This window comes from Paenibacillus oenotherae, assembly GCF_019443105.1.
GTDB lineage: Bacteria > Bacillota > Bacilli > Paenibacillales > Paenibacillaceae > Paenibacillus_Z > Paenibacillus_Z oenotherae.
In genome coordinates this window covers 1-22,557 of the sequence record NZ_JAHZIJ010000033.1, presented here as the reverse complement: position 1 = coordinate 22,557, position 22,557 = coordinate 1, and the positions used below count along the sequence as shown (strand labels likewise).

At 53.1% G+C, this 22,557-nt stretch carries 17 protein-coding genes; 1 reads left to right on the top strand and 16 read right to left on the bottom strand.

The window, feature by feature from the left end; all coding sequences use genetic code 11:
* A partial coding sequence (locus tag K0T92_RS24265) for an IS256 family transposase (RefSeq protein ID WP_219875212.1) occupies positions 1 to 854 on the top strand: 854 nt, incomplete at its 5' end.
* An 865-nt stretch (positions 855 to 1,719) separates the two neighbouring features.
* On the opposite strand, the gene glnA is transcribed toward K0T92_RS24265, so the two are convergent.
* From glnA to K0T92_RS24185, 16 genes are all read right to left on the bottom strand, one after another.
* Positions 1,720 to 3,048 (bottom strand): type I glutamate--ammonia ligase, encoded by a 1,329-nt coding sequence (gene glnA / locus K0T92_RS24260; RefSeq protein WP_219875211.1) that lies wholly within the window; start codon positions 3,046 to 3,048, stop codon positions 1,720 to 1,722.
* A 31-nt stretch (positions 3,049 to 3,079) separates the two neighbouring features.
* Positions 3,080 to 3,490 carry a MerR family transcriptional regulator gene (locus K0T92_RS24255; RefSeq protein ID WP_219875210.1) on the bottom strand — a complete coding sequence of 137 codons (411 nt, stop codon included), beginning with the start codon at positions 3,488 to 3,490 and terminating at the stop codon, positions 3,080 to 3,082.
* 63 nt (positions 3,491 to 3,553) lie between these two features.
* Complete coding sequence (locus tag K0T92_RS24250; RefSeq protein WP_219875213.1) at positions 3,554 to 4,804, bottom strand: methionine gamma-lyase family protein; 1,251 nt, start codon at positions 4,802 to 4,804, stop codon at positions 3,554 to 3,556.
* Between the two features lie 120 nt (positions 4,805 to 4,924).
* Complete coding sequence (gene hflX / locus K0T92_RS24245; RefSeq protein WP_219875209.1) at positions 4,925 to 6,217, bottom strand: GTPase HflX; 1,293 nt, start codon at positions 6,215 to 6,217, stop codon at positions 4,925 to 4,927.
* A gap of 53 nt (positions 6,218 to 6,270) precedes the next feature.
* Complete coding sequence (locus K0T92_RS24240) at positions 6,271 to 7,257, bottom strand: AAA family ATPase (protein ID WP_219875208.1); 987 nt, start codon at positions 7,255 to 7,257, stop codon at positions 6,271 to 6,273.
* A 144-nt stretch (positions 7,258 to 7,401) separates the two neighbouring features.
* The gene (locus K0T92_RS24235; protein WP_219875207.1) at positions 7,402 to 8,076 is read right to left on the bottom strand and encodes a YdcF family protein; all 675 of its coding nucleotides are present in this window, start codon (positions 8,074 to 8,076) and stop codon (positions 7,402 to 7,404) included.
* Positions 8,073 to 8,630: a ribonuclease FAU-1 family protein gene (locus K0T92_RS24230; protein ID WP_219875206.1), complete on the bottom strand. Its 558-nt coding sequence runs from the start codon at positions 8,628 to 8,630 to the stop codon at positions 8,073 to 8,075. The genes K0T92_RS24235 and K0T92_RS24230 overlap by 4 nt, the downstream gene beginning before the upstream one ends.
* Positions 8,631 to 8,807: 177 nt before the next feature.
* Complete coding sequence (locus K0T92_RS24225) at positions 8,808 to 9,491, bottom strand: peptidylprolyl isomerase (RefSeq protein WP_425517683.1); 684 nt, start codon at positions 9,489 to 9,491, stop codon at positions 8,808 to 8,810.
* Positions 9,492 to 9,502: 11 nt separating this feature from the next.
* Positions 9,503 to 12,091, bottom strand: coding sequence for a penicillin-binding protein 1A (locus K0T92_RS24220; protein WP_219875204.1), 2,589 nt, complete (start codon positions 12,089 to 12,091; stop codon positions 9,503 to 9,505).
* 206 nt (positions 12,092 to 12,297) lie between these two features.
* Entirely contained in the window at positions 12,298 to 12,540 is a 243-nt protein-coding gene (gene hfq, locus K0T92_RS24215; protein WP_219875203.1) for an RNA chaperone Hfq, read from the bottom strand.
* Positions 12,541 to 12,558: 18 nt separating this feature from the next.
* The gene (gene miaA / locus K0T92_RS24210; protein WP_219875202.1) at positions 12,559 to 13,545 is read right to left on the bottom strand and encodes a tRNA (adenosine(37)-N6)-dimethylallyltransferase MiaA; all 987 of its coding nucleotides are present in this window, start codon (positions 13,543 to 13,545) and stop codon (positions 12,559 to 12,561) included.
* Complete coding sequence (locus K0T92_RS24205; RefSeq protein WP_219875201.1) at positions 13,542 to 14,312, bottom strand: class I SAM-dependent methyltransferase; 771 nt, start codon at positions 14,310 to 14,312, stop codon at positions 13,542 to 13,544. Before K0T92_RS24205 ends, miaA begins: the two co-directional genes overlap by 4 nt.
* Positions 14,309 to 16,303: a DNA mismatch repair endonuclease MutL gene (gene mutL / locus K0T92_RS24200; protein ID WP_219875200.1), complete on the bottom strand. Its 1,995-nt coding sequence runs from the start codon at positions 16,301 to 16,303 to the stop codon at positions 14,309 to 14,311. The genes K0T92_RS24205 and mutL overlap by 4 nt, the downstream gene beginning before the upstream one ends.
* A 35-nt stretch (positions 16,304 to 16,338) precedes the next feature.
* Complete coding sequence (gene mutS, locus K0T92_RS24195; protein ID WP_219875199.1) at positions 16,339 to 19,173, bottom strand: DNA mismatch repair protein MutS; 2,835 nt, start codon at positions 19,171 to 19,173, stop codon at positions 16,339 to 16,341.
* Positions 19,174 to 19,299: 126 nt separating this feature from the next.
* Complete coding sequence (locus K0T92_RS24190; RefSeq protein ID WP_219875198.1) at positions 19,300 to 20,697, bottom strand: putative amidoligase domain-containing protein; 1,398 nt, start codon at positions 20,695 to 20,697, stop codon at positions 19,300 to 19,302.
* A gap of 140 nt (positions 20,698 to 20,837) precedes the next feature.
* Positions 20,838 to 21,401 (bottom strand): outer spore coat protein CotE, encoded by a 564-nt coding sequence (locus K0T92_RS24185; protein WP_219875197.1) that lies wholly within the window; start codon positions 21,399 to 21,401, stop codon positions 20,838 to 20,840.
* Positions 21,402 to 22,557 lie beyond the last annotated feature (1,156 nt).

Sequence of the window (22,557 nt, the reverse complement as noted above, 5' to 3'; positions counted from 1 at the left end):
GTCACTATTCGCCTACGACGGTCAGCAACATCACCGCAACCGTACTGGAGGATATCCAGACGTGGCATCAAAGACCGTTGAAAAAGCGCTACAGCGTGATCTATCTAGACGGCATGTATGTGAAACTAAAACGCAGTACGGTGAGCGGTGAGGTCATCTACTTTGCTATGGGCATTGATGAAGAAGGACATCGTCAAATCTTGGGCTTCTACATTGGTGGCCATGAGAGCTCCAATGGGTGGAAGGACGTTCTTAAGGATCTGTATGCCCGTGGCGTGCATGAAGTCTTACTCGGTGTGTTCGATGGGCTCCCGGGTTTGGAGGATGCTTTTAAAGAGATGTATCCGCGGGCAGACGTTCAACATTGCATCGTACACAAAGTACGTTCTACGTTTCCAAAGGTTCGGGTCGAACACAAGACCGATTTTATTGATGGGCTCAAAACCATTTATAACGCACCCGACCACGAATGCGCCCTTGCAGCCTTCGATACCTTTAAAAGCAAATGGAACAAGCAATATCCGAAGGAAGTCGCATCGTGGGAAAACCAACTCTCCACCTTGTTGGCGTTTTACCATTATCCTGCGCAGATCAAAGCAGCCATCTATACGTCGAACCCCATTGAACGCATGAATAAAGAAATACGTAAGCGGCTCAAGCCTATGAACAGTTTAACGAACATGGATGCTGCAGAAAAAATTGTATACTTGGACACCATCGCCTACAACGAACGATTTGAGAACCGTGTCATCCCAGGTTTTGGCGATCCCGTTGTCAAACAAAAACTTAATGAGATGTTTGAAAAGCGCTATTCCTCGAATTCTGTTCAGTCGGATCCTCGGATCGAAAGTTAAAACAATGTGGTGGGGGGCGGAGGACTCCGCCCCCCACCACCAACACTTACCCGATGGGTATATCTACAAGCTTACACAAACTTCTTGACGCTGCCCTCAACGCTCCTTTTGATCGAAATGCCTGCACTTTCGCAGGCTTCCTCCTCTACCTGCCGGGTTGAAGACTCGTTCTATTGTTTGGGTTTTCTTTTTTCATATATTTGAGCACATCGTGCAATCAGATAACCGCATAAATAACTCGCTATAGGAATGCATGGAATTAGAGTTGCTGCTTTTCTTGATAATCCCTGGTCAACGAAATATGGATAGAAGATCGTATGCACAACAACCGTTACCACAACCATCATAAGAAGTGGAAGTAACTTATACATCGTTTTCATTAATTGCATAGACCAGTTGCATTGAATCGACAGAGTAAATTAAAAAAACGTTGCTAAGTATGTTGCTGCTACCCAACCTCCAAGAGTGGCGGCATGAGGTTGCAAGACTACGAGGGTACGCGGCTACATAAGACTTAGTGCTTTTCAACACCCTTGCATTCATTGTTCCACACCCTTTTATTAACATAGTTGCTTTTATTCAAACAAAGCTATGAGTACGCTTGCCACTTCTACTGTTGTACGATAATCCATTATGCCTTCTGCTTGTTTGCACATGATCTCCGTAGTCTCCGTAGTTCACCAAACGCACGACAGTCATTTACTTCGGGATCCACCGCAATATCGGCGCAGTAGTGGCATACACCCTCAGTATTAATAAAAAAATCGGGGGCATTCAAGGGGGCACAAGATGAAATCCTCTGCCACCATATAAATGCCCCCGATTCAAAACCCTCAAAACCCTTGATAAACCTAGGGTTTCCCTCTTAGTACAGCGTCAAATACTGATCGCGTTCCCATTGGTGAACCTGTGTACGGTACATATCCCACTCGATTTCTTTCAGCTCGTAGAAGTGGGCAAGCGCATGATCGCCGAGCGCATCACAGACAACTTGGCTGCGAAGCATCTCATCCAGCGATTCCTTCAGATCGAGCGGCAGGCTTGGAATTCCTTCGTCAATCCGCTCCTCATCCGTCATTACATAAATGTTGCGATCCGTTGGAGCTGGCAGTGGCAGCTTGTTATGGATGCCATCCAAGCCAGCAGCCAGCATTACTGCTAGCGCCAGATACGGATTCGCAGCAGGATCCGGATTACGCACTTCAACACGTGTGCTCAGGCCGCGCGATGCCGGGATCCGAATCATCGGGCTCCGGTTGCTTGCAGACCATGCAACGTAGCATGGCGCTTCATAGCCCGGTACGAGACGCTTGTAAGAGTTAACCGTCGGGTTCGTAATAGCTGCAAACGCACGTGCATGACGCAGAATGCCAGCCATATAATAACGTGCAGTCTGGCTGAGACCCAGCTTGTCGCTCTCGTCATAGAACGTGTTGACATTGCCTTGGAACAACGATTGGTGGCAGTGCATGCCCGAACCGTTTACTCCGAACAGCGGCTTAGGCATGAACGATGCATGCAATCCATGCTGACGGGCAACTGTCTTGACCACGAGCTTGAAGGTCTGGATTTGGTCTGCTGCTTTGATCGCATCCGCATATTTGAAATCAATCTCGTGCTGGCCTGGAGCTACCTCGTGATGGGATGCTTCGATTTCGAAGCCCATCTCTTCGAGCGTCAGAACGATTTCGCGGCGGCAGTTCTCGCCAAGATCCGTTGGCGCAAGGTCAAAGTATCCGCCTTGGTCATTAAGCTCCGTTGTAGGTTCGCCCTTCTCGTCAGTCTTGAACAAGAAAAACTCCGGCTCTGGCCCAACATTCATGGAGGTGAATCCAAGCTCCTCCGCTTCCTTCAAAACGCGCTTCAATATGCCGCGCGGGTCTCCAGCGAAAGGCGTACCGTCAGGCATATAAATATCACAGATCAGACGCGCTACACGATCCTGTGTTACCCATGGGAACACGACCCATGTATCAAGATCAGGATACAGGTACATATCGGATTCTTCTATACGAACGTAACCTTCGATGGAGGAGCCATCGAACATCATTTTGTTATCCAATGCTTTCTCTAACTGGCTTACTGGAATTTCCACATTTTTAATGGTACCAAGCAGATCAGTGAATTGCAGTCGAATAAAACGAACGTTCTCTTCCTTGGCAATACGCTTGATGTCCTCTTTGGTGAAACTCACGGAATCATCTCCCTTAAAATAGTGGATAACGCTAATTCTTGTTATAGAAACGGGACAGCTGGCCTTGAATCATCGAGGCCTTGCCCGGTCTCTTCTCCATAAGCTGCTGCTTCAACAATCGATGCAGCTGCGTGTCTGACAGCTCACGGCGTTTCACTTCCGATTGCTCACTGACAACGGTTGCCTCCTCCGATTCCTTGGAAACCGGATTCATCACTTGCTTAATACCAGCAATGTTGACACCTTTCTCTATCAGGGACTTAATCTCAAGCAGCCGCTCTACATCGTTGAAGGAGAACAGCCGTTGATTACCGGAAGTCCGAGCCGGAACAATGAGTTCATGTTGTTCATAATATCGGATTTGTCGAGCTGTCAAATCTGTCAGCTTCATGACGATGCCGATCGGAAAAAGCGCCATATTTCTGCGTAAATCGTCAGCCATGTCGTATCAACCTTCCAGTCTCTGATATGTATGCATCAATTGTACCGCTCTACCAAAAACGTGTCAAGATATGTAAGGTTTAATTACAATTAACCCTCGTTCCGCGAGCAGCAATAATGCGTTCAGAACCCCCAGTTTGACATGCGCATAAGTCAGTCCGCCTTGCATATAAGCAATGTATGGCTCACGTATCGGCGCGTCTGCTGACAGCTCCAGACTGCCTCCTTGCATGAACGTCCCGGCCGCCATAATTACCGGATGTTCGTACCCGGGCATGTCCCATGGTTCCGGCACGACATGAGAGTCAACAGCAGCGGCCTTCTGGATGCCCTGCACGAAGGCGATCAACTGCTCGCTGCCGGTGAATCGCACCGCCTGGATCAAATCTGTACGCGGCGCATCCCAGCGCGGATTGCTCTCGAAGCCAAGCCGCTCGAACATCGCAGCAGCGAACACACTTCCTTTAAGAGCTTGTCCCACCAGATGAGGCGCCAGGAACAGCCCTTGATACATCGCCCTGAGCGTCCCCAGCGTAGCTCCCACCTCGCCGCCGATACCTGGAGCAGTGAGCCGGAATGCAGCAAGCTCTACAGCCGCTCGCGTGCCCGCTATATAACCGCCGGTAGGCGCAAGTCCGCCGCCGGGATTCTTAATAAGCGAGCCCGCGATCAGATCGACGCCGACCTCTGTAGGCTCCAGCTCTTCCGTAAACTCGCCATAACAATTATCGACGAACACGATAACGTCCGGCTTTATAGATTTAACCCGCTGAACCATATCCCGAATCTCTGCCACAGTGAACGAGGCCCGCCAATCGTATCCGCGCGAGCGTTGGATTCCGACGACCTTCGTCCGTTCATTAATCCCGGAAGCAACGGCATCCCAGTCCACACCGCCTGCCGCTGTGAGCGCAGCCTCCTTGTACCGGATGCCGAAATCCTGCAGCGAGCCTGTCCCATCGCCGGGCTTGCCGATCACCTTGTGCAGTGTATCATAAGGCTTGCCCGAAATATAGAACAGCTCGTCTCCCGGACGCAGCAATCCGAACAAAGCACAGCTAATCGTATGCGTGCCGGATACAAAATGAGGACGCACAAGCGCTGCTTCCGCGCCGAACACATCCGCATACACCTCGTCCAGCACTTCGCGTCCACTGTCGTTGTAGCCATAGCCTGTTGAGCCGTTAAAATGAAAATCGCTGACGCGGTGCTTCTGAAAAGCGCTGATTACTTTCCATTGATTGCGCTCCGCAACAGTATCCATCCCGCGAAACACACCGTATACTTGCTCTTCGGCCGCAGACGCCCACTGCATTAATATATCCCAATTCTTATTCCCCTGATGACTCAATTCCGTTGTCTCTCCTCTGTTCGCACACTTTCGCAATCTTTGGCAATCTATTCGCAATCTATTTGCAAAATTCGGCTGGTTATATTATTGATGCTCGATATAAGACTCCAGCTTGTAGCCGTGAACCTCATAGTCCTGCTTATTCAATTCCACTGTCATCTTGAGCGTGTCGCCATCTACCTCTTGGTCAGTCACTTCGCCGGTCCGGTAGGCCAGTGCAATAAGATCGCCACGTTCAGCCGGAAAAATAAAAGTACGGGTATCCCCGGTCATCTTATCTTGGATCAATTGGCGAAGTTTTAGCAGATCATCCGCACAATAAGCGCTCATGACAAGCGTATTCTCATTGCTCGCAGGAATAAGCAGAGAGCCATCCTGACGGCAGAGATCGATCTTGTTGTAGATTGTTATCTGCGGCTTGCCTGCGGCGCCCAGTTCACCCAGTATCCGCTCCACGACGGCCTTCTGCTCCTCACGCATGGGCGAAGCGCTGTCTACGACATGCAGCACCAGATCAGCCTCGCACACTTCCTCAAGGGTGGCTCTGAACGCTGCGATAAGATCATGCGGCAAATTCTGAATGAAGCCAACCGTGTCGGTCAGAACGATTTCCTTGCCGCTTGGCAGCTCCAAATTGCGGGATGTAGGATCAAGCGTAGCGAACAGCTGATTCTCTACATAGACGTCCGCTTTGGTCATCTCCCGCAATAGCGTTGATTTGCCGGCATTCGTATAGCCGACCAGGGCCACCTGCTGCACTCCGGCTTTGCGCCTTCTTTCCCTATGCAGATTACGGTGGCGCACCACTTCATCCAGTTGGGATTTCAGATCGGAGATACGGCCTCTAATATGGCGGCGATCCGTCTCCAGTTTGGATTCACCGGGGCCGCGAGTCCCGATGCCGCCGCCAAGCCGGGACAGATTCTTCCCATGACCGGACAGGCGGGGCAGCAGGTAGCTAAGCTGTGCCAGCTCTACTTGAATGATGCCCTCCCGTGTCTTGGCACGCTGGGCGAAGATATCAAGAATAAGCTGCGTCCGGTCAATAATTTTCATATTCAGCGCAGCTTCCAGATTGCGAACCTGGGCGCCGGAGAGCTCCTGGTCGAATATGGCTGTTGTCGCTCCCAGCTCCTCTGCTGCTGCTCGCAGCTCCTCGACCTTGCCTTTGCCGATAAACCACTTCGTATCACGCGCTTCCTTCTGCTGCGTCATCATGGAGAGCACTTCCACACCTGCTGTCTCTGCCAGATTGACGAGCTCCTCTAGCGAATGCTCGGGATCAACCGAGGACCGCTTTATATCCGGCGTTATCAGACTGACCAGAATGGCGCGATCCTGCATATCCCTGTCCGTTTCATAAGTCGATTGTCTCATTCGTTAAATGTAACGCTCCTTCCAGGAGTGAAATCGCATTTACTTAGACTTCTTTACCTCGACTCCCACTTCATATCTTCAGGCCGTATAGCCATCAGCTCCTGCTTGCCAGGCGATCCGCTAGTATATTGACCCAGCAGTCGCACTGCCTGATGACGAAAAGCCTTCTCGATAATATTGCGGACATACCTTGCGTTGCTGAAAGAATACAGCGAAGCAGTCTTTTCCTGCATCAGGTGCTGCCGCAGCTTGAACAAGGTTTGCGGCATTAACGTATAATCCCGTTCCTTCGCCATCAACTCGGCAATCGCAATCAATTGATCGACGGAATAATCGTGGAATTCGATCTGAATCGGAAACCGGGACGGCAATCCGGGATTCGTCATAAGAAACTGTTCAATCTCAAGCGGATAACCCGCCAGAATAAGCACAAACTGGTTGCGATTATCCTCCATCGCCTTGACGAGCGTATCGATGGCCTCCTTGCCGAAGTCCTTCTCCCCGCCCCGGGCAAGACTGTAAGCTTCATCTACAAACAAGACACCGCCGAGCGCCTTGCGGACAAGATCGCGGGTTTTCTGGGCAGTATGGCCAATATATTCACCAACGAGATCAGCCCGCTCCACTTCAATCAAGTGGCCCTTCGACAACACACCCATCTTGTTGAACAGCTTGGCTACGATGCGGGCTATCGTTGTTTTGCCGGTACCGGGATTCCCCTTGAAAATCATATGATACACGTGCGAGCCGCCGGAAAGTCCTGCTTCTGTACGCATCTTGCTTATTTGCAGCTGTGCGAACACCTCATATACGAGCAGCTTCACATTGTCGAGACCGATCATAGGCTCCAGCTCACGCTGGATGTCTGCATACGGATCATTCGAGGTCAATGATTTGGCAGGCTGCAATGGTTCAACATCAAGCGCCTGAGCAGAGCTTGAAGCCGCATATGGCTCTTGACTGCGAAGTATGACATTTATTTGCCTGGATGGCCGCGCTCCGCTGCCGTTATGTCCTGTCGATATAAGCCGTTCACTCATCCTCTGGAATCACCGCTCCTTCGCAAACCGCATGATCCGGCTGCATTTGAATTTAATGGAAGGCCATCCGGCTTACACAAGCCGCATGCTCCATTGTATTCAATTGAAACGGGCCGTATTAACAGTTTTCAGGAGGACAAGCGCTCAGAACGAAGCTTCAGGCGCCTGAAATCCGAATTTCAGCAGGATGGAATCCAGCTTCCACTTGGTATAAGCCAGCACTTCACGGCTTTGGTTATAACTGGTCTTCAGCACCTTCGACTTAAAGCCGACCACCTCTGTCTCCTTGTAATCGAGATAACGGGCAATCTCGGCTGCTCTCGGCGCATGGTAATCATGGGTAACAATCAAGAAGCTTTTGAACCCGTTCTTCTTGGCTATGGCTTGGCTGAACAGCAGGTTCTCATAGGTGCTGCGCGCATCGTTCTCCAGAAACAGACGATCCGCGGGAACGCCCCTCTTCAGCAAATAATCGCGCATTCCTTCTGCCTCTGTCAGCGTGGACCCATTATGGTCATAGCCGCCGGAGAGTATCAAATATTGGACATTCTCCTGCTTGTACAATTCAAGCGCATGGTCGAGACGCTCCCGCAAGCCGGGGCTCGGCTCATTATCCCATAGAGCAGCCCCCAGCACGACAGCCGCGTCCGCTTGAGGAAGCGGCTTGGGCAGTTCATAGCTATTGATAACCCATAGCAAGTACGCGCACCAGAATACAGCGAGCGCAGCTATCCAGGCGCTTATACGCAGCATGAAGCGAATAGAGAGAAAGCGGCGGCGAGCGGGTTTCCTCCTGGATGCATGAACCTGTGTCTTCATGTCTCGCTCACTTCGCCGCTCTGCGTAACAAGCGCCTTTCTGTGCTTCAAGCTCAATGTGAAGTAGCGAAAGCGTCCATTACGTATTGTGGACAACAGCCGTCCGGCCGTCTTCCGCGCCAAAGCCGCATCCTTGCCAGTGACAATGCCTTGGCGGACCGCATCCTCCAATTCATCCTCATCCAGCAGAAACACTTCGCCGCTTGGCAGGACGACAACATCGAGATAAAGATCGTCGAACCAAGGCACCTGCTGATCCGTTAACCCTTGTGTCTTGCAAATATCGATATACCATTGAACAACACGATTCTTATCATCGAACATAGTCGTCACGACGAAATGCTCGCCCCGAGGGAAATGCTGCATCCACAAATATCCACGGTCCGCCAGGCACATTCTGCGGCCATTGTATTCTTTCCAAAGCGGTTCACGTAATTCATGAATCCGATACATGGTTACAAGTCCTCTGAACTCGTCGCCATCCATCGACAGACAAGTATAGCTCTTGCGCAGTATGCGCCGCCAATTGGCCCGGTCAGAAAATTTACGTTTCATACGGAACGACCTTTCCGTTAGGATCGTAAGCCTGCTTTCAAAAAAAGCTTACCACATCTTACCGCCTCTCACCAGCGAGGCATCCAAATTATCGCCACAATGCCTGCCCGCCGACCGGCATATAGGTATAGTATATGCAGAAGTTGAAAAAGGAGAGCCTATCGCTCTCCTTTCCTTCTATTTCTCTATAATGGTAATACTGGTAATTGTAATATCCTGAACCGGCTTGCTGTCGGTCATATCGGAATTGCCGGGTCCGACAGGTGCCGATGCGATAGCTTTTATCGTTTCCATACCCTCTGATACTTTGCCAAAAATCGTATAGATCGGTTGATTGTTCAAGCCTTCTACGTCCTTGCCCGAACCGATGAAGAACTGGCTCCCTCCCGAATCAGGCTGGGAGGTGTTCGCCATCGCCACAACACCCTCCTCATAGGTATGGCCGTTATTCAGCTCATCCGGAATGTTGTATCCGGGGCCGCCCATGCCGTTGCCCTGCGGATCGCCGGACTGGATCATAAAGTCGCGAATTACCCGGTGAAACTTCAGGCCGTCAAAATATTTCTCCCTCGCGAGGAAAACGAAGCTGTTCACTGTCTGGGGTGCGTCCTTCGCGAACAGTTCAACTTTGAACTCGCCCATCGATGTAACGAAAGCCGCCTCGTACGATTTGCTCGTATCAATGCTCATCTTGGGCATCTCAGGCCATTCCTTGACAGGAGGAGTCTCCTCTGGCTTCGTCGTGCTGTCTTCTGCTTGAGAAGCTCCCCCCTGCACATTATTGTCTGCTTCCTTTGCCCCGCATCCCGCGAGAGCAAGAGCCAAGCTTGCTGTGATGATGATTAGCACAATTCGCTGCAACGTCATTCTTGTTAACCTCCGGATTCCGTTTCATTGTTAATAATTGGAGCAGTCTCACCTTCTGGGGTTATATTCCCGCCCGGTTCTTCTGTAATAACGCCTCCGGTATTGGTTGAGCCGTTCCCTGTGCCCTCCGTGCCAATACCGCTATTGCCATTGCCGTTCCCAGTCCCGTTGCCAGGACCGGCGCCATTGTTCCCGGGGGTACCGCCATCAGGCGGCAGCTCGCCGCCATTGTCAATCCCGCCATTATCCGTTCCGCCATTGCCGGGACCCGGTTCGCTGCCGTCATCCGGCGGCAGCGTGCCGCCATTGTCCGGACCAGGCTCGACAGGAGTCTCAGGCTCCAGCTCCAACGCTGGAATCTCCACCTGGATATGCTCGGAAGGCTCGCTTTCGAGATTGTCTTTGGCATTATAGGCCGTAATGTAATATTGGTAGGTCAGTCCCGGTGAAATACTGAGGTCATCAACCTCAGATGCAGCAACCGCATCAAGCAGACGAGTAAATTCCGCTTCGCTCGTTTCCTTGCGGTAAATGCGGTACGTCATATCTTTGCCTTCAACCGGCGTCCACGTCAGCTTCAATGTGATTGTCTCCGGATTATACACCGCATTAAAATTCGTCACGACTGAGAGCGGCTTTTTCTCCTCGACATTATTCGGCTTTTTGAAGCTGGACTTCGGAACGTCCTTCATTGCTTCCTTCATAACTTTGGCGAACATCGACGCGGATTGCGAGCTGCTCTTCTTGAGCAGATGCTTCTTGTCCGTCTTGTCATAGCCCATCCATACAACGGCTGTCCATTCTGGCGTGTAGCCGGAGAACCAGGCGTCACGGTTGCCGCTTGATCTGAAATTTGGTATGCCGTGCTGCGTTGTACCTGTCTTACCCGCTACAGGACGGTCAATTCGTGCCCGCGTCCCTGTACCGCCTTTCTCCAGCACGCTCTGCATAATTTCCGTCAAATACCATGCGGTCTCTGCTTTAATCAGCTGCTTTGTTTTGGGTGCTTCATATTGATACTCGGTCTCGCCATTGCTATTGATCACTCTGAGCAAGGAATGCGCATCAACAGCCTTGCCTCCGTTAGCGAACACACTGTAGGCTGTCGCCATCTGCATCGGCGTGACACCCTTGGTGAGGCCTCCCAGCGCAATAGCAAGGTTGCGGTCATTCTTGCTGTCAAGATCAAAGCCAAGCTTCTCCGCAAAATTCAGTCCCGTCTTCACGCCGATCTCATTCAGCAGCCATACGGCCGATGCGTTCCTGGACTCCTTGATCGACTGGCGCATGCTGATCTCACCGATATACTTGTTCGCATTGGAATCGGTCGGACAGTAATTGCCATAGCAGCGCTTCTCGTCAAGCACATTCGTCCATGGATACCAATCCCCTGTCTCAAGTGCAGGGCCATACACTGTGATCGGCTTGAAGCCCGAACCCGGCTGGCGCTCCTTGACCGCTCGATTCCAGCCCTTGCGCTCATAATCGCGACCGCCAACCAGACCTTGAATATTGCCGGTGCGATGATCGATAATCACCATCGCGCCCTCAACCTGCTGTTCGTCAACGCTCTCCTCGAAGTTGGAATCATCCTTGAATTCCTTCTCCATCACGGTCTGCGCCTTGACATTCAACGTCGTGTACAGCTTGTATCCGCCGCTGCGCAGCTCTTCCTCCGTAATTCCTGTCACCCGCTCCGCCTCTTCAATGACATAATCGATAAAGGCCGGGAACTGCTGGCTGTCCGCAGAACGGACAGAAGGATCATATTCCCGTGCCTTCGCCTCGTCCATCTGCTCCTTCGTAATGTACTTCTGATCGTACATCAGCTGAAGCACAACTGCACGGCGCTCCTTCGACTTGTCCGGATTCGAGATCGGATTATAGGTGCTTGGAGCCTTGGGGATGCCCGCTAAGGTTGCGATTTCCCACAGCTCAAGCTCGTCAAGCGATTTGTTGAAATAAACCTTTGCCGCTGATTTGACTCCGTATGCATTTTTGCCGAAGAAAATCCGGTTCAGATACAGGGTCAGTATCTCATCCTTGGTCATCTGATTCTCCAGAGCGACCGCAATGGATGCTTCTGTTGCTTTACGGAAGAACGTCTTGTCACCGGACAGGAACAGGTTCTTCGCTAATTGCTGCGTGATCGTACTGCCGCCCTCAACAGCGCTGCGGGCCACGACGTCCTTGACTAGCGCACGGCTAATGGACCAGAAATCGATGCCGGAATGTTCCTCGAACCGGCGGTCTTCCGTAGCGATAACGGCCTCGCGCAATAATTTTGGTATGTCTTCATATTTGATAACCTCTCGATTTTGACGATACAGCTTGGTTACTTCGTTGCCGTCGGCATCATAGATAATGGAGCTCTCCGGCAGCTCGAACTTGTCCTTGTTCTCATCCAGTATCCGCTCCCCGTTCAAGACGACAAGCAGGTAGCCGATAATTCCGCATATAACGGCGACGGCCGTGGCGAAGAATAGCCAGACGAGCGCTTTGCGTCCTGAGAACCGTTTCTTCCCCTTCTTCTCGCGTTTGCCTCTCACGTTCTTACGCGGTGAATCTGATTTGTTGCTTGGTCCATCAGCCATAGCCGATTCCCCTCCTGAATCATGACGAGTATCTCTCGTCTCTATTTATACCCTATATGTCTAAACGGCAACGGTACGTATGAAACAAAGTTTCATGACCGGGAACGAGAAGAGCAACCCTGCACGTGGGCGGGTTGCTCTTCTCGTGCCGCTATCCAATTAAACGCAACACCGTTTGAAAAAGTTTCAAATTGATCTAATCGGTGCTACGCTTCGTTTGATTGCTCTTGCTGCATTAGCGAAACATTGCGTTGCGGAGTAAAGGTTGAGATCGCATGCTTGTACACCATTTGCTGGCGCCCTTCGCTGTCGATGACAATCGTAAAATTGTCAAAGGCTTTGATAACTCCACGGATTTGGAAGCCATTGGTCAAATATACCGTAACCGGGACGCTGTCTTTGCGAAGTTGGTTCAGAAACGTATCCTGAATATTGATTGATTTGTTCATTAGCCGTTACCCCCATCGTTAAAAAGATTGGTTAGAAGTATATTCAAGATCCATCCTGAACTTTCCTGCTATTATAGCATAAATCGCAGCCAAATTCTTCTGAAAATTTTCAGACGCATCGATCCACGCAATATCCTGCATGTGGCGAAACCACGAAAGCTGCCTTTTGGCGAATCTGCGTGTATCGCGTTTGAGCAGTGTAACGGCCTCCTCAAGCGATAATTGCTGTTGTAGAAAGAGCGCAATCTCCTTATAACCAAGGCCTTGCATGGAGATGTCACCAGGCTTTACTCCCTGGGCAAGCAGCCCCTCGACTTCCGCGACCAAGCCGTCCGCCATCATGCCGTCTACCCGCTGGTTGATACGCTCATACAGCAGCGCACGATCCATCGTCAGCCCGATCATACACAGTTCGTAAGGGGACGTCTTTTTCTGTCCTGCAAGCTGCTCTGAAAGAGTCACGCCTGTTAAATGATGGATCTCCAATGCGCGTATAATACGCCGCTGATCATTGGGATGCAGTCTCTCCGCCGAAGCGGGATCGATGCCGCGCAGCTTGTCCAGAAGCGCCTCAGCGCCATGCTCCATGGCGAACTGCAGCTGCTCCTCGCGGAACGCCTCATCACTGCCGCTCTCGGCAAATTGATAGTCGTAGGCGACCGATTCCACATACAAGCCTGTTCCCCCTACAATGAAGGGCAGCTTGCCGCGGCTGGAAATTTCATGAATCAGCGTTCTGCAGCGCTCTTGAAATTCTGCCACAGAGAACGGATGCTCCGGTCCGCAAATATCAATCAGATGGTGCGGGATGCCTTCCCGCTCCTCCAGCTTGATCTTGGCAGTCCCGATATCCATACCCCGATAGACCTGCATCGAATCACCGGAAATAATCTCGGCGTTCAGAGCGTGGGCAATATCGAGGCTCATTCTTGTTTTGCCTACCGCAGTCGGGCCGATCAGGACGAGCAGCCGCGGCTTGGTTGAGGCGTTTGTGTCGGCGCTCATGTGGGGTTAATCACTCCATAGGCAATTTTGTTGACATGGCGGCGTTCGAAGCCAAGCCGCCGGAACTCTCCGCTGTCCTTATGCTCCTTGAGCACGACCGACTTGCGCGCTACCCGCAGCGCTTGATGTATAGCCTCGGGAAGAAGCGCATCATTGTTGGCCAGCCCGCGCAGCGGAGCCAGTGCAGTCGAATCATGCATGGGGCGCCGGAACATGGGGTCGAAATAGACGATATCGACGCTTTTGTCCGGCAGGTTCGACAGCCAATCCATATGATTGGCGCATTCCACCTTGATTCTTCGGAAAGCTTCATTGACATCAGCGTGAATCGTCTCATAGGTTCGGAGCCCTTCACGGACTACCGCGCATAATACCGGCTCACTCTCCAGCGCAGTCACATGGCCAGCGGCGCCAGCGGCATAAGAGAACACGATCGCGTCAGAGCCAAGGCCCGCCGTACAGTCCAGGACGGTGTCGCCAGGCGTGCAGTCCGACACTTCAATGAGCGGGTCGCGCTCACCGCTGCGCATTCGCTTCACTCTGACATAGGCCATGCTGGGATGAAAATACAGCGGCTCTTCTGACTCCTCATAATAGCGCAGACCGTTGTCATCTGCAACTAACAGCCTGCCGTCCCCATAACGGGCCTTCAGCCTCGCCAGAGAATCTTGCTTGCGCGGCACCAATTGACCGCCAAGCTCTCTGGACAGCTCCCCGGCATAATCCAGCAGCTCCGGCGAAGGCTTGTGAGCGGTAGTTATGATCATGACATCACCCGCTTGAACATTTTCTCTAGCTGATAAGTTGACATATGCACCAGAATCGGCCTGCCGTGGGGACAAGTATATGGCTGGGTACAACGGGACAGGCGGTGAAGCAGTCCTTCTCCTTCTTCCCTTGTCAGGCGGTCATTCGCTTTGATTGAAGCCTTGCACGAGCACATAATCGCTGATTTCTCGCGCACCTTGCCTATATCTATTGCACCGCGCTCACTGAGCAGCCACTCCATCATCTCTTCAATAACGGCCTGCTCATCGCCTTGCGGCAGCCACTCGGGATAGGCGCGTACCAGAAAGGTCTGGGGACCGAAAGGCTCCAGCTCAATGCCTGCCTCTGCAATAAGCGGGAGACGGGCAAGCAGCGTTGATGCTTCCGCAGCCGTAAATTCCAGCGTGATCGGAGCCAGCAGCTGCTGGCTCGCCTGCTGCGGACGGCTGAATTTATCTACATAATACTCGTAATTGATCCGCTCATGGGCCGCATGCTGGTCGATCAGATACAAGCCGTCTTCATTCTGGGCGACGATGTACGTGCCGTGAAGCTGGCCGATCCAATATAATTCAGGGAATGAATGATTAATATCATTAATTTCATCCTCAGCCCGTACTTCTTCCTTTACCCCTGCGCTGGCGGCTGCATCGGCGCTCGTGGCAACTTTGTCAGTCCCGCCAGTCCGCTCTGATGTCATGCCAGCAGCCGTTTCGCGCACCGCATCGGCGATTTTATAATCAGGAAGAGATTGCTTGGGCGGTGCGTAGAGACGCTCGGCAGCATCCTTGGGAATAACAGTCCGATTGCTCTGCCAATCGACGGAGCCAAAGCCTCGTCCTTCCTTGCTGCCCCCGCCGCTTCTGCTCGCGTCACCAGTTGAGTAAGGCATCGCTGCAGGCTTTGGCTGTTCTGTGGAAGGCTCGGCTTGATGAAAGGAAATCCGATCCTGAACAAACAGCGGCTTCGACCGTTCCGTCGAGGCAGGTCCTGGAATATGCCGCTGCTTGCCGAGAGCCTGCGCGATCGACTGCTCTACGAACTCTCTCAGCTCCGTCTCTTTGCTGAAGCGCACCTCCATCTTGGAGGGATGGACATTCACATCCAGCAAGCTTGGATGCATGCCAAGCTCAAGCACTGCAAGCGGGTACCGGTTGATCGGCAGCAAGGTGTGGTACGCCTGCATAATCGCTTGATTAATAACGAAGCTTCGGATGTAGCGGCCATTGACAACGACAGTTATGCCATTGCGGTTCGCCCGGGTCTGCTCAGGCTTGGAAATATAGCCGCGCAAATCATAATCCGGGTGTTCACCCTCCACGGCCAACATTCCCTTGGCAGCTGTAGTGCCGTAGACCGCAGCGAAGGCCTGCAGCCGATCGCCATTCCCAATTGTGCGCAGCAGCAATCCATTGTTATGCTTCAGCGTGAAGGCAATTCCGGGATGCGCCAATGCAAGCCGGTTCACATAATCTGCGATATGACCGATCTCCGTCTGGATCGTCTTCATATACTTCAATCTTGCGGGCGTGTTGTAAAAGAGGTCGCGAACCGCGATATCGGTCCCTTGCGGCGCATTTGCCTCCTCATCCCTCTGAACAGAGCCGCCTTCGATTACGAAGCGGCGGCCAAGCCCCGTCCCTTCGGACGAGGAGATGCATTCCACACGGGCGACGGCCGCTATACTGGGCAGCGCCTCGCCTCTGAAGCCAAGGCTTGCAATGCGGAACAAGTCCTTGCTTGATGAAATTTTGCTCGTTGCATGGCGGAAGAAGGCCGTTCCGATATCCTCTGCATCAATGCCCAGTCCGTTATCGATTACACGGATTAGTGTCAGTCCGCCCTCTTCAATGACAATATCGATGGTTGAACTTCCCGCATCGATCGCGTTCTCAACCAGCTCCTTGACGACCGAGGAAGGCCGTTCCACCACTTCACCGGCAGCGATCTGGTTGGCTAATTGCTCGTCCAATACACGAATCTTGCCCATAAGCGTTCTCTCCTTCCCCGGTTTCCCACAACCTTCTATTTGTCTTCCGTCATTAGCTTGAGCTTCATATCGTTCAACCACTGCATCGCTTGCATCGGCGTTAAATTAAATAGATCCAGACGCTTCAACTGATCCGCAAGCTGCTCGGCCTTTGGACTTGCCTTGCGCCCTTTAGGCTCTGGCACTGCATCTCCGAATATAGACATTTGCACAACTGCTGCGCCTGATTGCGAGTGGGCTCCAGTGATTCCGGCATCCTTCACAGCAGAGGCAGGCTCATGAACCGCGACCGCCGCATCGGCGCTGCCCGCTTCCGCAGCTGCAGACACATCGAATGCAGCGGCCGTCTCCTTGATGGTAGCATTCGAGACTGCTGCTGCGGAGCTTCGGCTGCCACTTCCTTCTTGCTGACCGGCTGCCGCCTGATTAACCTCCTGCCGCTTAGCCTGCTTCTCATTGACCGATGAACGGCTTGATCCGTCCCCTTCTGCATGTGCTTCCAGCAGGTTATAGGCTCTTTGGATGATGCTGTCCGGCAGGCCGGCAAGCTGGGCACAGTATATGCCGTAGCTGCTGCTGGCAGCACCGGGAACGAGCTTGCGCAGGAAGGTGACATTATCACCCGTCTCCTGTACGGCCATGCAGGCGTTAGCCAGGGATGGCAGCGTCTCTTCAAGATGCGCCAGCTCGTGGAAGTGGGTGGATACAAGCGCCTTGCAGCCTACTTGATGATGAACGAACTCAACAACCGCTTGCGCGATCGCCATTCCTTCGCCAGTTGAGGTGCCGCGTCCAAGCTCGTCAATAATGACGAGGCTTTGGGAGGTTGCCTTCTCCGTCATGGTCTGGATATCCTTCATCTCGACCATAAATGTGCTTTGGCCGCCGATCAGATCGTCAGCCGCCCCAATCCGGGTAAATATGCGGTCAATAAGCGGTACCTGCGCCCGCTTGGCTGGCACGAAACAGCCAATCTGCGCCATAATGCTTGCAAGCGCGACCTGCCGCATGTAGGTGCTTTTGCCCGCCATATTAGGGCCTGTAATGAGCAGCATGGACGAGCCGTCGCGCGTCAGCTCCGTACCGTTGGCAATGAAGGGAGCTCCTTCAATGACCGCCTCGACAACGGGATGTCTTCCGTCCTCAATGATGAGATCATAGCCGTCTGTTATAACAGGCTTCACATACCGCTGCTCCGAGCTGACCGCTGCCAGCGACTGAAGCGCGTCCAGCGTCGCAATCGTTGCGGCAAGCTTCTGCAGCCGGTGCAGATGCGCGGACAGATGCTCGCGAAGCTCTACGAACTTCTCGTATTCGAGATCGACCATCTTCTCTTCCGCTTCCAGTATGAGCCGTTCCTTCTCCTTCAGCTCAGGTGTCACATACCGCTCGGCATTGGCCAGCGTCTGCTTCCGCTCATAGCGGCCCTCAGGAAGCATCGCAATGTTCGCCTTGGACACTTCCAGGTAATACCCGAACACTTTGTTGTAGCCGATCTTCAGCGATTTGATCCCTGTAGCTTCCCGCTCCTGGCGTTCCAGCTCGGCAAGCCACTTCTTGCCGCTGACGCTCGCCTCGCGCAATTGATCCAGATAGCTGTCATAGCCTGAGCGAATGAGGCCTCCGTCCCGGACCGAGATCGGCGGATCATCAACGATGACAGTCTCGATCATGGATGCGAGGTCAGCGCAGTTATCGATACCGGAGGCCAGCCTTCTCATCGTGGTCGAATCCGAACCGGCGCACAATGCCGCCAGCGCAGGGACATGCTGCAGCGAGGTTTTCAGCGCATTCATGTCTCGCCCGTTGGCGCTGCCAAAAGCAACACGTCCGACAAGCCGCTCCAGATCATAGATCTCGTGAAGCTCGCTGCGCACTTCTTCACGCAGAATGAAATTATGATACAGCTTGTCAACCGCCTCCAGACGTTCATCAATACCGTCCTTCGACAGCAGCGGCTTATCGATCCAGCGCCGGAGCAGCCTTGCCCCCATCGAAGTGCGGGTGCGGTCCAGCAGCCAGAGCAGCGAGCCTTTCTTGCTGCGGTCATGTACCGTCTCCACCAGCTCCAGATTCCTTCTGGTGAAGGGATCCAGCACCATATACTGATTAGGCTCATACGCCTGAATCCGGCTCATATGGCCAAGGGAGCGCTTCTGTGTCTCTTCCAGATAGCCGGTCATAACGGCAATTGCGCGAAGCCGCGCCGGAGCAAGCCCGCTGAGTTCGCCTGCTTCGAATTGCCCTTGGAGGCGTCCGCTCTCCATTGGAGCGCGCGCAGTGAACAATACCTGCCGATTCAAAGCGGCAGCAGCCGGCCTAAGCTGCTCAAGCACGCTTTCGTCACCGACAATTTCCGCAGGGCGGTAGACGTTAATCTCATCGGTGAGCTGTTCCATCACCGCCTGGAACGAAGTGACATAGAGCTCTCCGGTCGTAAGATCACAAGCCGCGATACCATAGCTTTGATCCACAACGGTAACGGCCACGATAAAGTTGTTCGCTTTCTCGGAGATCGATTTCGTCTCCATCACGGTACCCGGCGTAACGAAGCGGATAATCTCCCTGCGGACGACACCCTTGGCAGCAGAAGGATCCTCCACCTGCTCGCAGATCGCGACTTTGTAGCCTTTCTCAACAAGCCTTGCTATGTAGCCCTCTGCCGAGTGGTGCGGAATGCCGCACATCGGAATGCGGTTCTCGCCGCCTCCTTCTCTTCCGGTCAGCGTTATCTCCAGCTCACGCGATGCCTGAATGGCATCGTCAAAAAACATCTCGTAAAAATCGCCAAGACGAAAAAATAAAAAGGCGTCCTTCGCCTGCTCTTTGATAGATAAATATTGCTGTATCATCGGGGTATAAGAAGCCATGCTGCCCCTCCTGTTTAATTAATACGAATGATGGTAGATCCGAAGTACATTATAGCAGAAAAGCGCCCCTCAGTGGAGCGCCCCTTCCATATCCAGCATAAATGAAAGGGCGCCTCCGCTTCGGAATCAGCTCCCAAGAGGAATGCGCCACTTCATTCTCAGATCAGCCGCCGTATCCCAGCTTTCTCTCCTGCGGACGGCGTCCAGCAGCGGATCGATCCAGCGTCCAAGCTCATCGTATGATGCCGTCCGCTTCATGGATGCTGCAAGCGGCTCCACACATTCCCGCAATGTCTCCAGGTCAGCTGAGTAGTAGGCCTCCACCATACGCTCGTCCTCCATCGGCCGGTAGATCAGCACATCGCTTTCACGAGCGCAGAGCAATGCCAGCGCAAACGCCGCTTTCGCCGCAAGGGGCGATACGAGCCAGCTCGGGAGCGTCCGGTATTCGAAGCCTCCGTGCGGCTGCAAGCGGCAATCGCCAAGCGTTCCGAATCTCGGCCGCCTGGCATGCTCGGCGGGTGTCTCCACCAATGCCAGCAGCAGCGCGGCATAGCTGTCGAGCTGGCGCAGCAGCCGGCCCGTCAGCGGCACGCCGCTAAGGTGAATATGGCCCCCGAGCGCGAACCCCGCCGCGGGCATGCCCCCTGCAGCCCAGCGCACAGAACGGTCTGTTATGTGCGCTGAGGCTTGTACGAGCAGCCGGCGGATATTATTCGCCAGCTCGTGGGGCATTGCTGCCGGCTCAGGCCGCAGCTCGGCGACGGGATACAGGATGCGTCCGCCGACAACGACGGCATCACAGCCGGTTCCATAGCCGCCTGCCAAGTATTTGGCGGCGGGTACGACCTTGCCGCTGCTGGACAGCAGCAAAAATTCGGGATCTGCTCCAATCCGGATTCTCCCCTGTGCCAGCACCCTGTCTTCCGCCGCCTGAATGCCGCTGACGGCCACGTATTCTTTTATCGCCCTTGCCCAAATTCCGTCTTGCAGCATCCCTGAATCAGGGAGCCTGATCGACTCGACAGCACAGCTTCCATGATCAGCGACCGTCACGACGACAACCCCGAAATCAAGACTTGCCGCATAGAGTGCCTTCATAGCCAGCCTGCCAAGGCGGCGGAACAGCGGATCATGCTCCTTGAGCTGCCGCTGGGCATGTTCCGGCGAACTGGCGGCGAACGGCACTTGTAGCTCCGTATCCACAATCCTCCTGATCTCAAGCGTGCGCGGATGAAAGATCGAGACACTGAATCGCCTGCCTGCCCTGTCGTTATCGCTAATAACGATTCCCGCCCGCCGAAGCCGTCTGTCCATCTCTCTTCCGGGGGTCATAACGAAGGCAGCGGCGCCTCCGTTCAGCACGAGCGGCTCCATCCCGCCACTGCGCCAATGCTCCGGCAGCGGGCTGCTGCCGCACACGATAACACAATCCTGCTTCTCCGGATTTCCGTCGATCCATGCGCGGGGAGTGAGTCCATTCTCTCGCCCCTCCCCATCCCAAAACCACAGCTTACCCGCCATACCTCTATCCCCGATCACCAAGCAGCATCGTTTCTCCGCAGCCTCACACCTAACTTTTCGAAAAAAAAGAGGGCTCCCGCCCTCGAATTCTGCTCCTCTGCCGCATACGATACATTAGAACTGAGCTATAGTCCGCAAAATTACAGCTCGTCGTCGAGCAGGTCAGGATCCAGATCTTCGTAATCACCATCGCCATCGTCGCCATAATCGTAGTCCTTGCCGTCATGATCGCAGCCGTCCTGACAGACAGCGACACAAACCTTGGTCTCGGCAATCATTTCCACCAGAAATTCGCGCTCGACGCGAATACCGACGCTTGAGCCATTCGCGGCAATCTGTGCTTCGATGCAATTCGGCTCCTGCGTCGCCTCTGCCGATACTTCCTCCGTCGAAGATCGGTGCTTCGGATCAACATAGGAGAGCGGCACATGGTCCACGTACGAGAGCGTTTCCTTTGCTACGTCGGTTTGTGAGTTTTTGTTGTAAGAATACCAGATGTTGATATCGTAAGTACCTATAACCTCGATCCCGTCACCCGAGCGAACCGCTTCATACTGATGGTTGATAATCCATGCCCCCAAAATGCTGGTGGGGTGATGAGGCGGCGTAACGTTATGGGTTACTGTGGAAAACTTACGACCTTTGCCGCAGACAGCTTTCGTAATTATTTCTCTGCACTGAAGCTGTTTATCTGCAATAGCCATGTATTTAACCTCCTCCATACAATCATTCACTTAAAGTGTATGCAGGACATGGGCGAATGTTGATTAATCTATGACGAACAAAATAGATATTGTTTCATATGCCTTCCAACATACCACGCACGTTTGATGAACCAGTCAGTCCTGTAGGTGGAACAAGACCAGATAATTCCTACATATCTTGGGGAACGCCCCTGCTCGCTGCTGGCACAGAGCGGGATCGGAAGTACGCTGGCAGGAAGGCGGTTCGGTCGTCTGCCGCAGGCGATCCGCATGACAGAACATCATGGTGGCATACAAGGGCGGGACACATCAGCTGACCACAACCGCGGAACACCATGGCGGCACACCTTGGTAGCAGAAACCTGTAATGCGAACTACTCTGTTGCTTCAACTCCACTGGCTCCGTAACTATATAGTCCGCTGATATTGCAGCCTATGTACACGAGTCGCAGGACAACTCAGCATGGCAGCCTTGCCAACTAATCTGTTTCATGCGTTTTTCGCATTATTCGCATGTACATCCCCCGGCTCTGCTAAGCCGCTAACCTCGCATCAGCTCGTATCGCCAACTAACATTCCTGATTGTCCGAACACCGGATTGCCTCGGTTACATCGATTGCCTGATTACTCGATTGCTTGCTCGTCTGCTCGATTGCTCGATTGCTCGATTGCTTGCTCCTCTGTTCGATTGCTTGCTCGTCTGCACGATTACCTACTCGTCTGCACGATTGCCTGCTCGTCTGCACGATTGCCTGCTCGTCTGCACGATTGCTTGCTCGTCTGCACGATTGCCTGCAATTATGCATCTTTTTGAGTCGTTTTTGTTCTGTACGGTGGATATTCCTGCGACACAGCATCTTTTTTTCGAATAAATCTCGTCAGAGGGCATTTAGAGCTAAAATACATGCCTTTTCGCATGCTTTACCTCAGATTGGGGCCTGTTTCAGCAAAAAGCCTGCACTCTCGCAAGAATTCAATTAGCCCATCGTGCTAGCGGGTTACGGGTTACGGGTTACGGGTTACGGGTTACGGGTTACGGGTTACGGGTTACGGGTTACGGGTTACGGGTTACGGGTTACGGGTTACGGGTTACGGGTTACGGGTTACGGGTTACGGGTTACGGGTTACGGGTTACGGGTTACGGGTTACGGGTTAC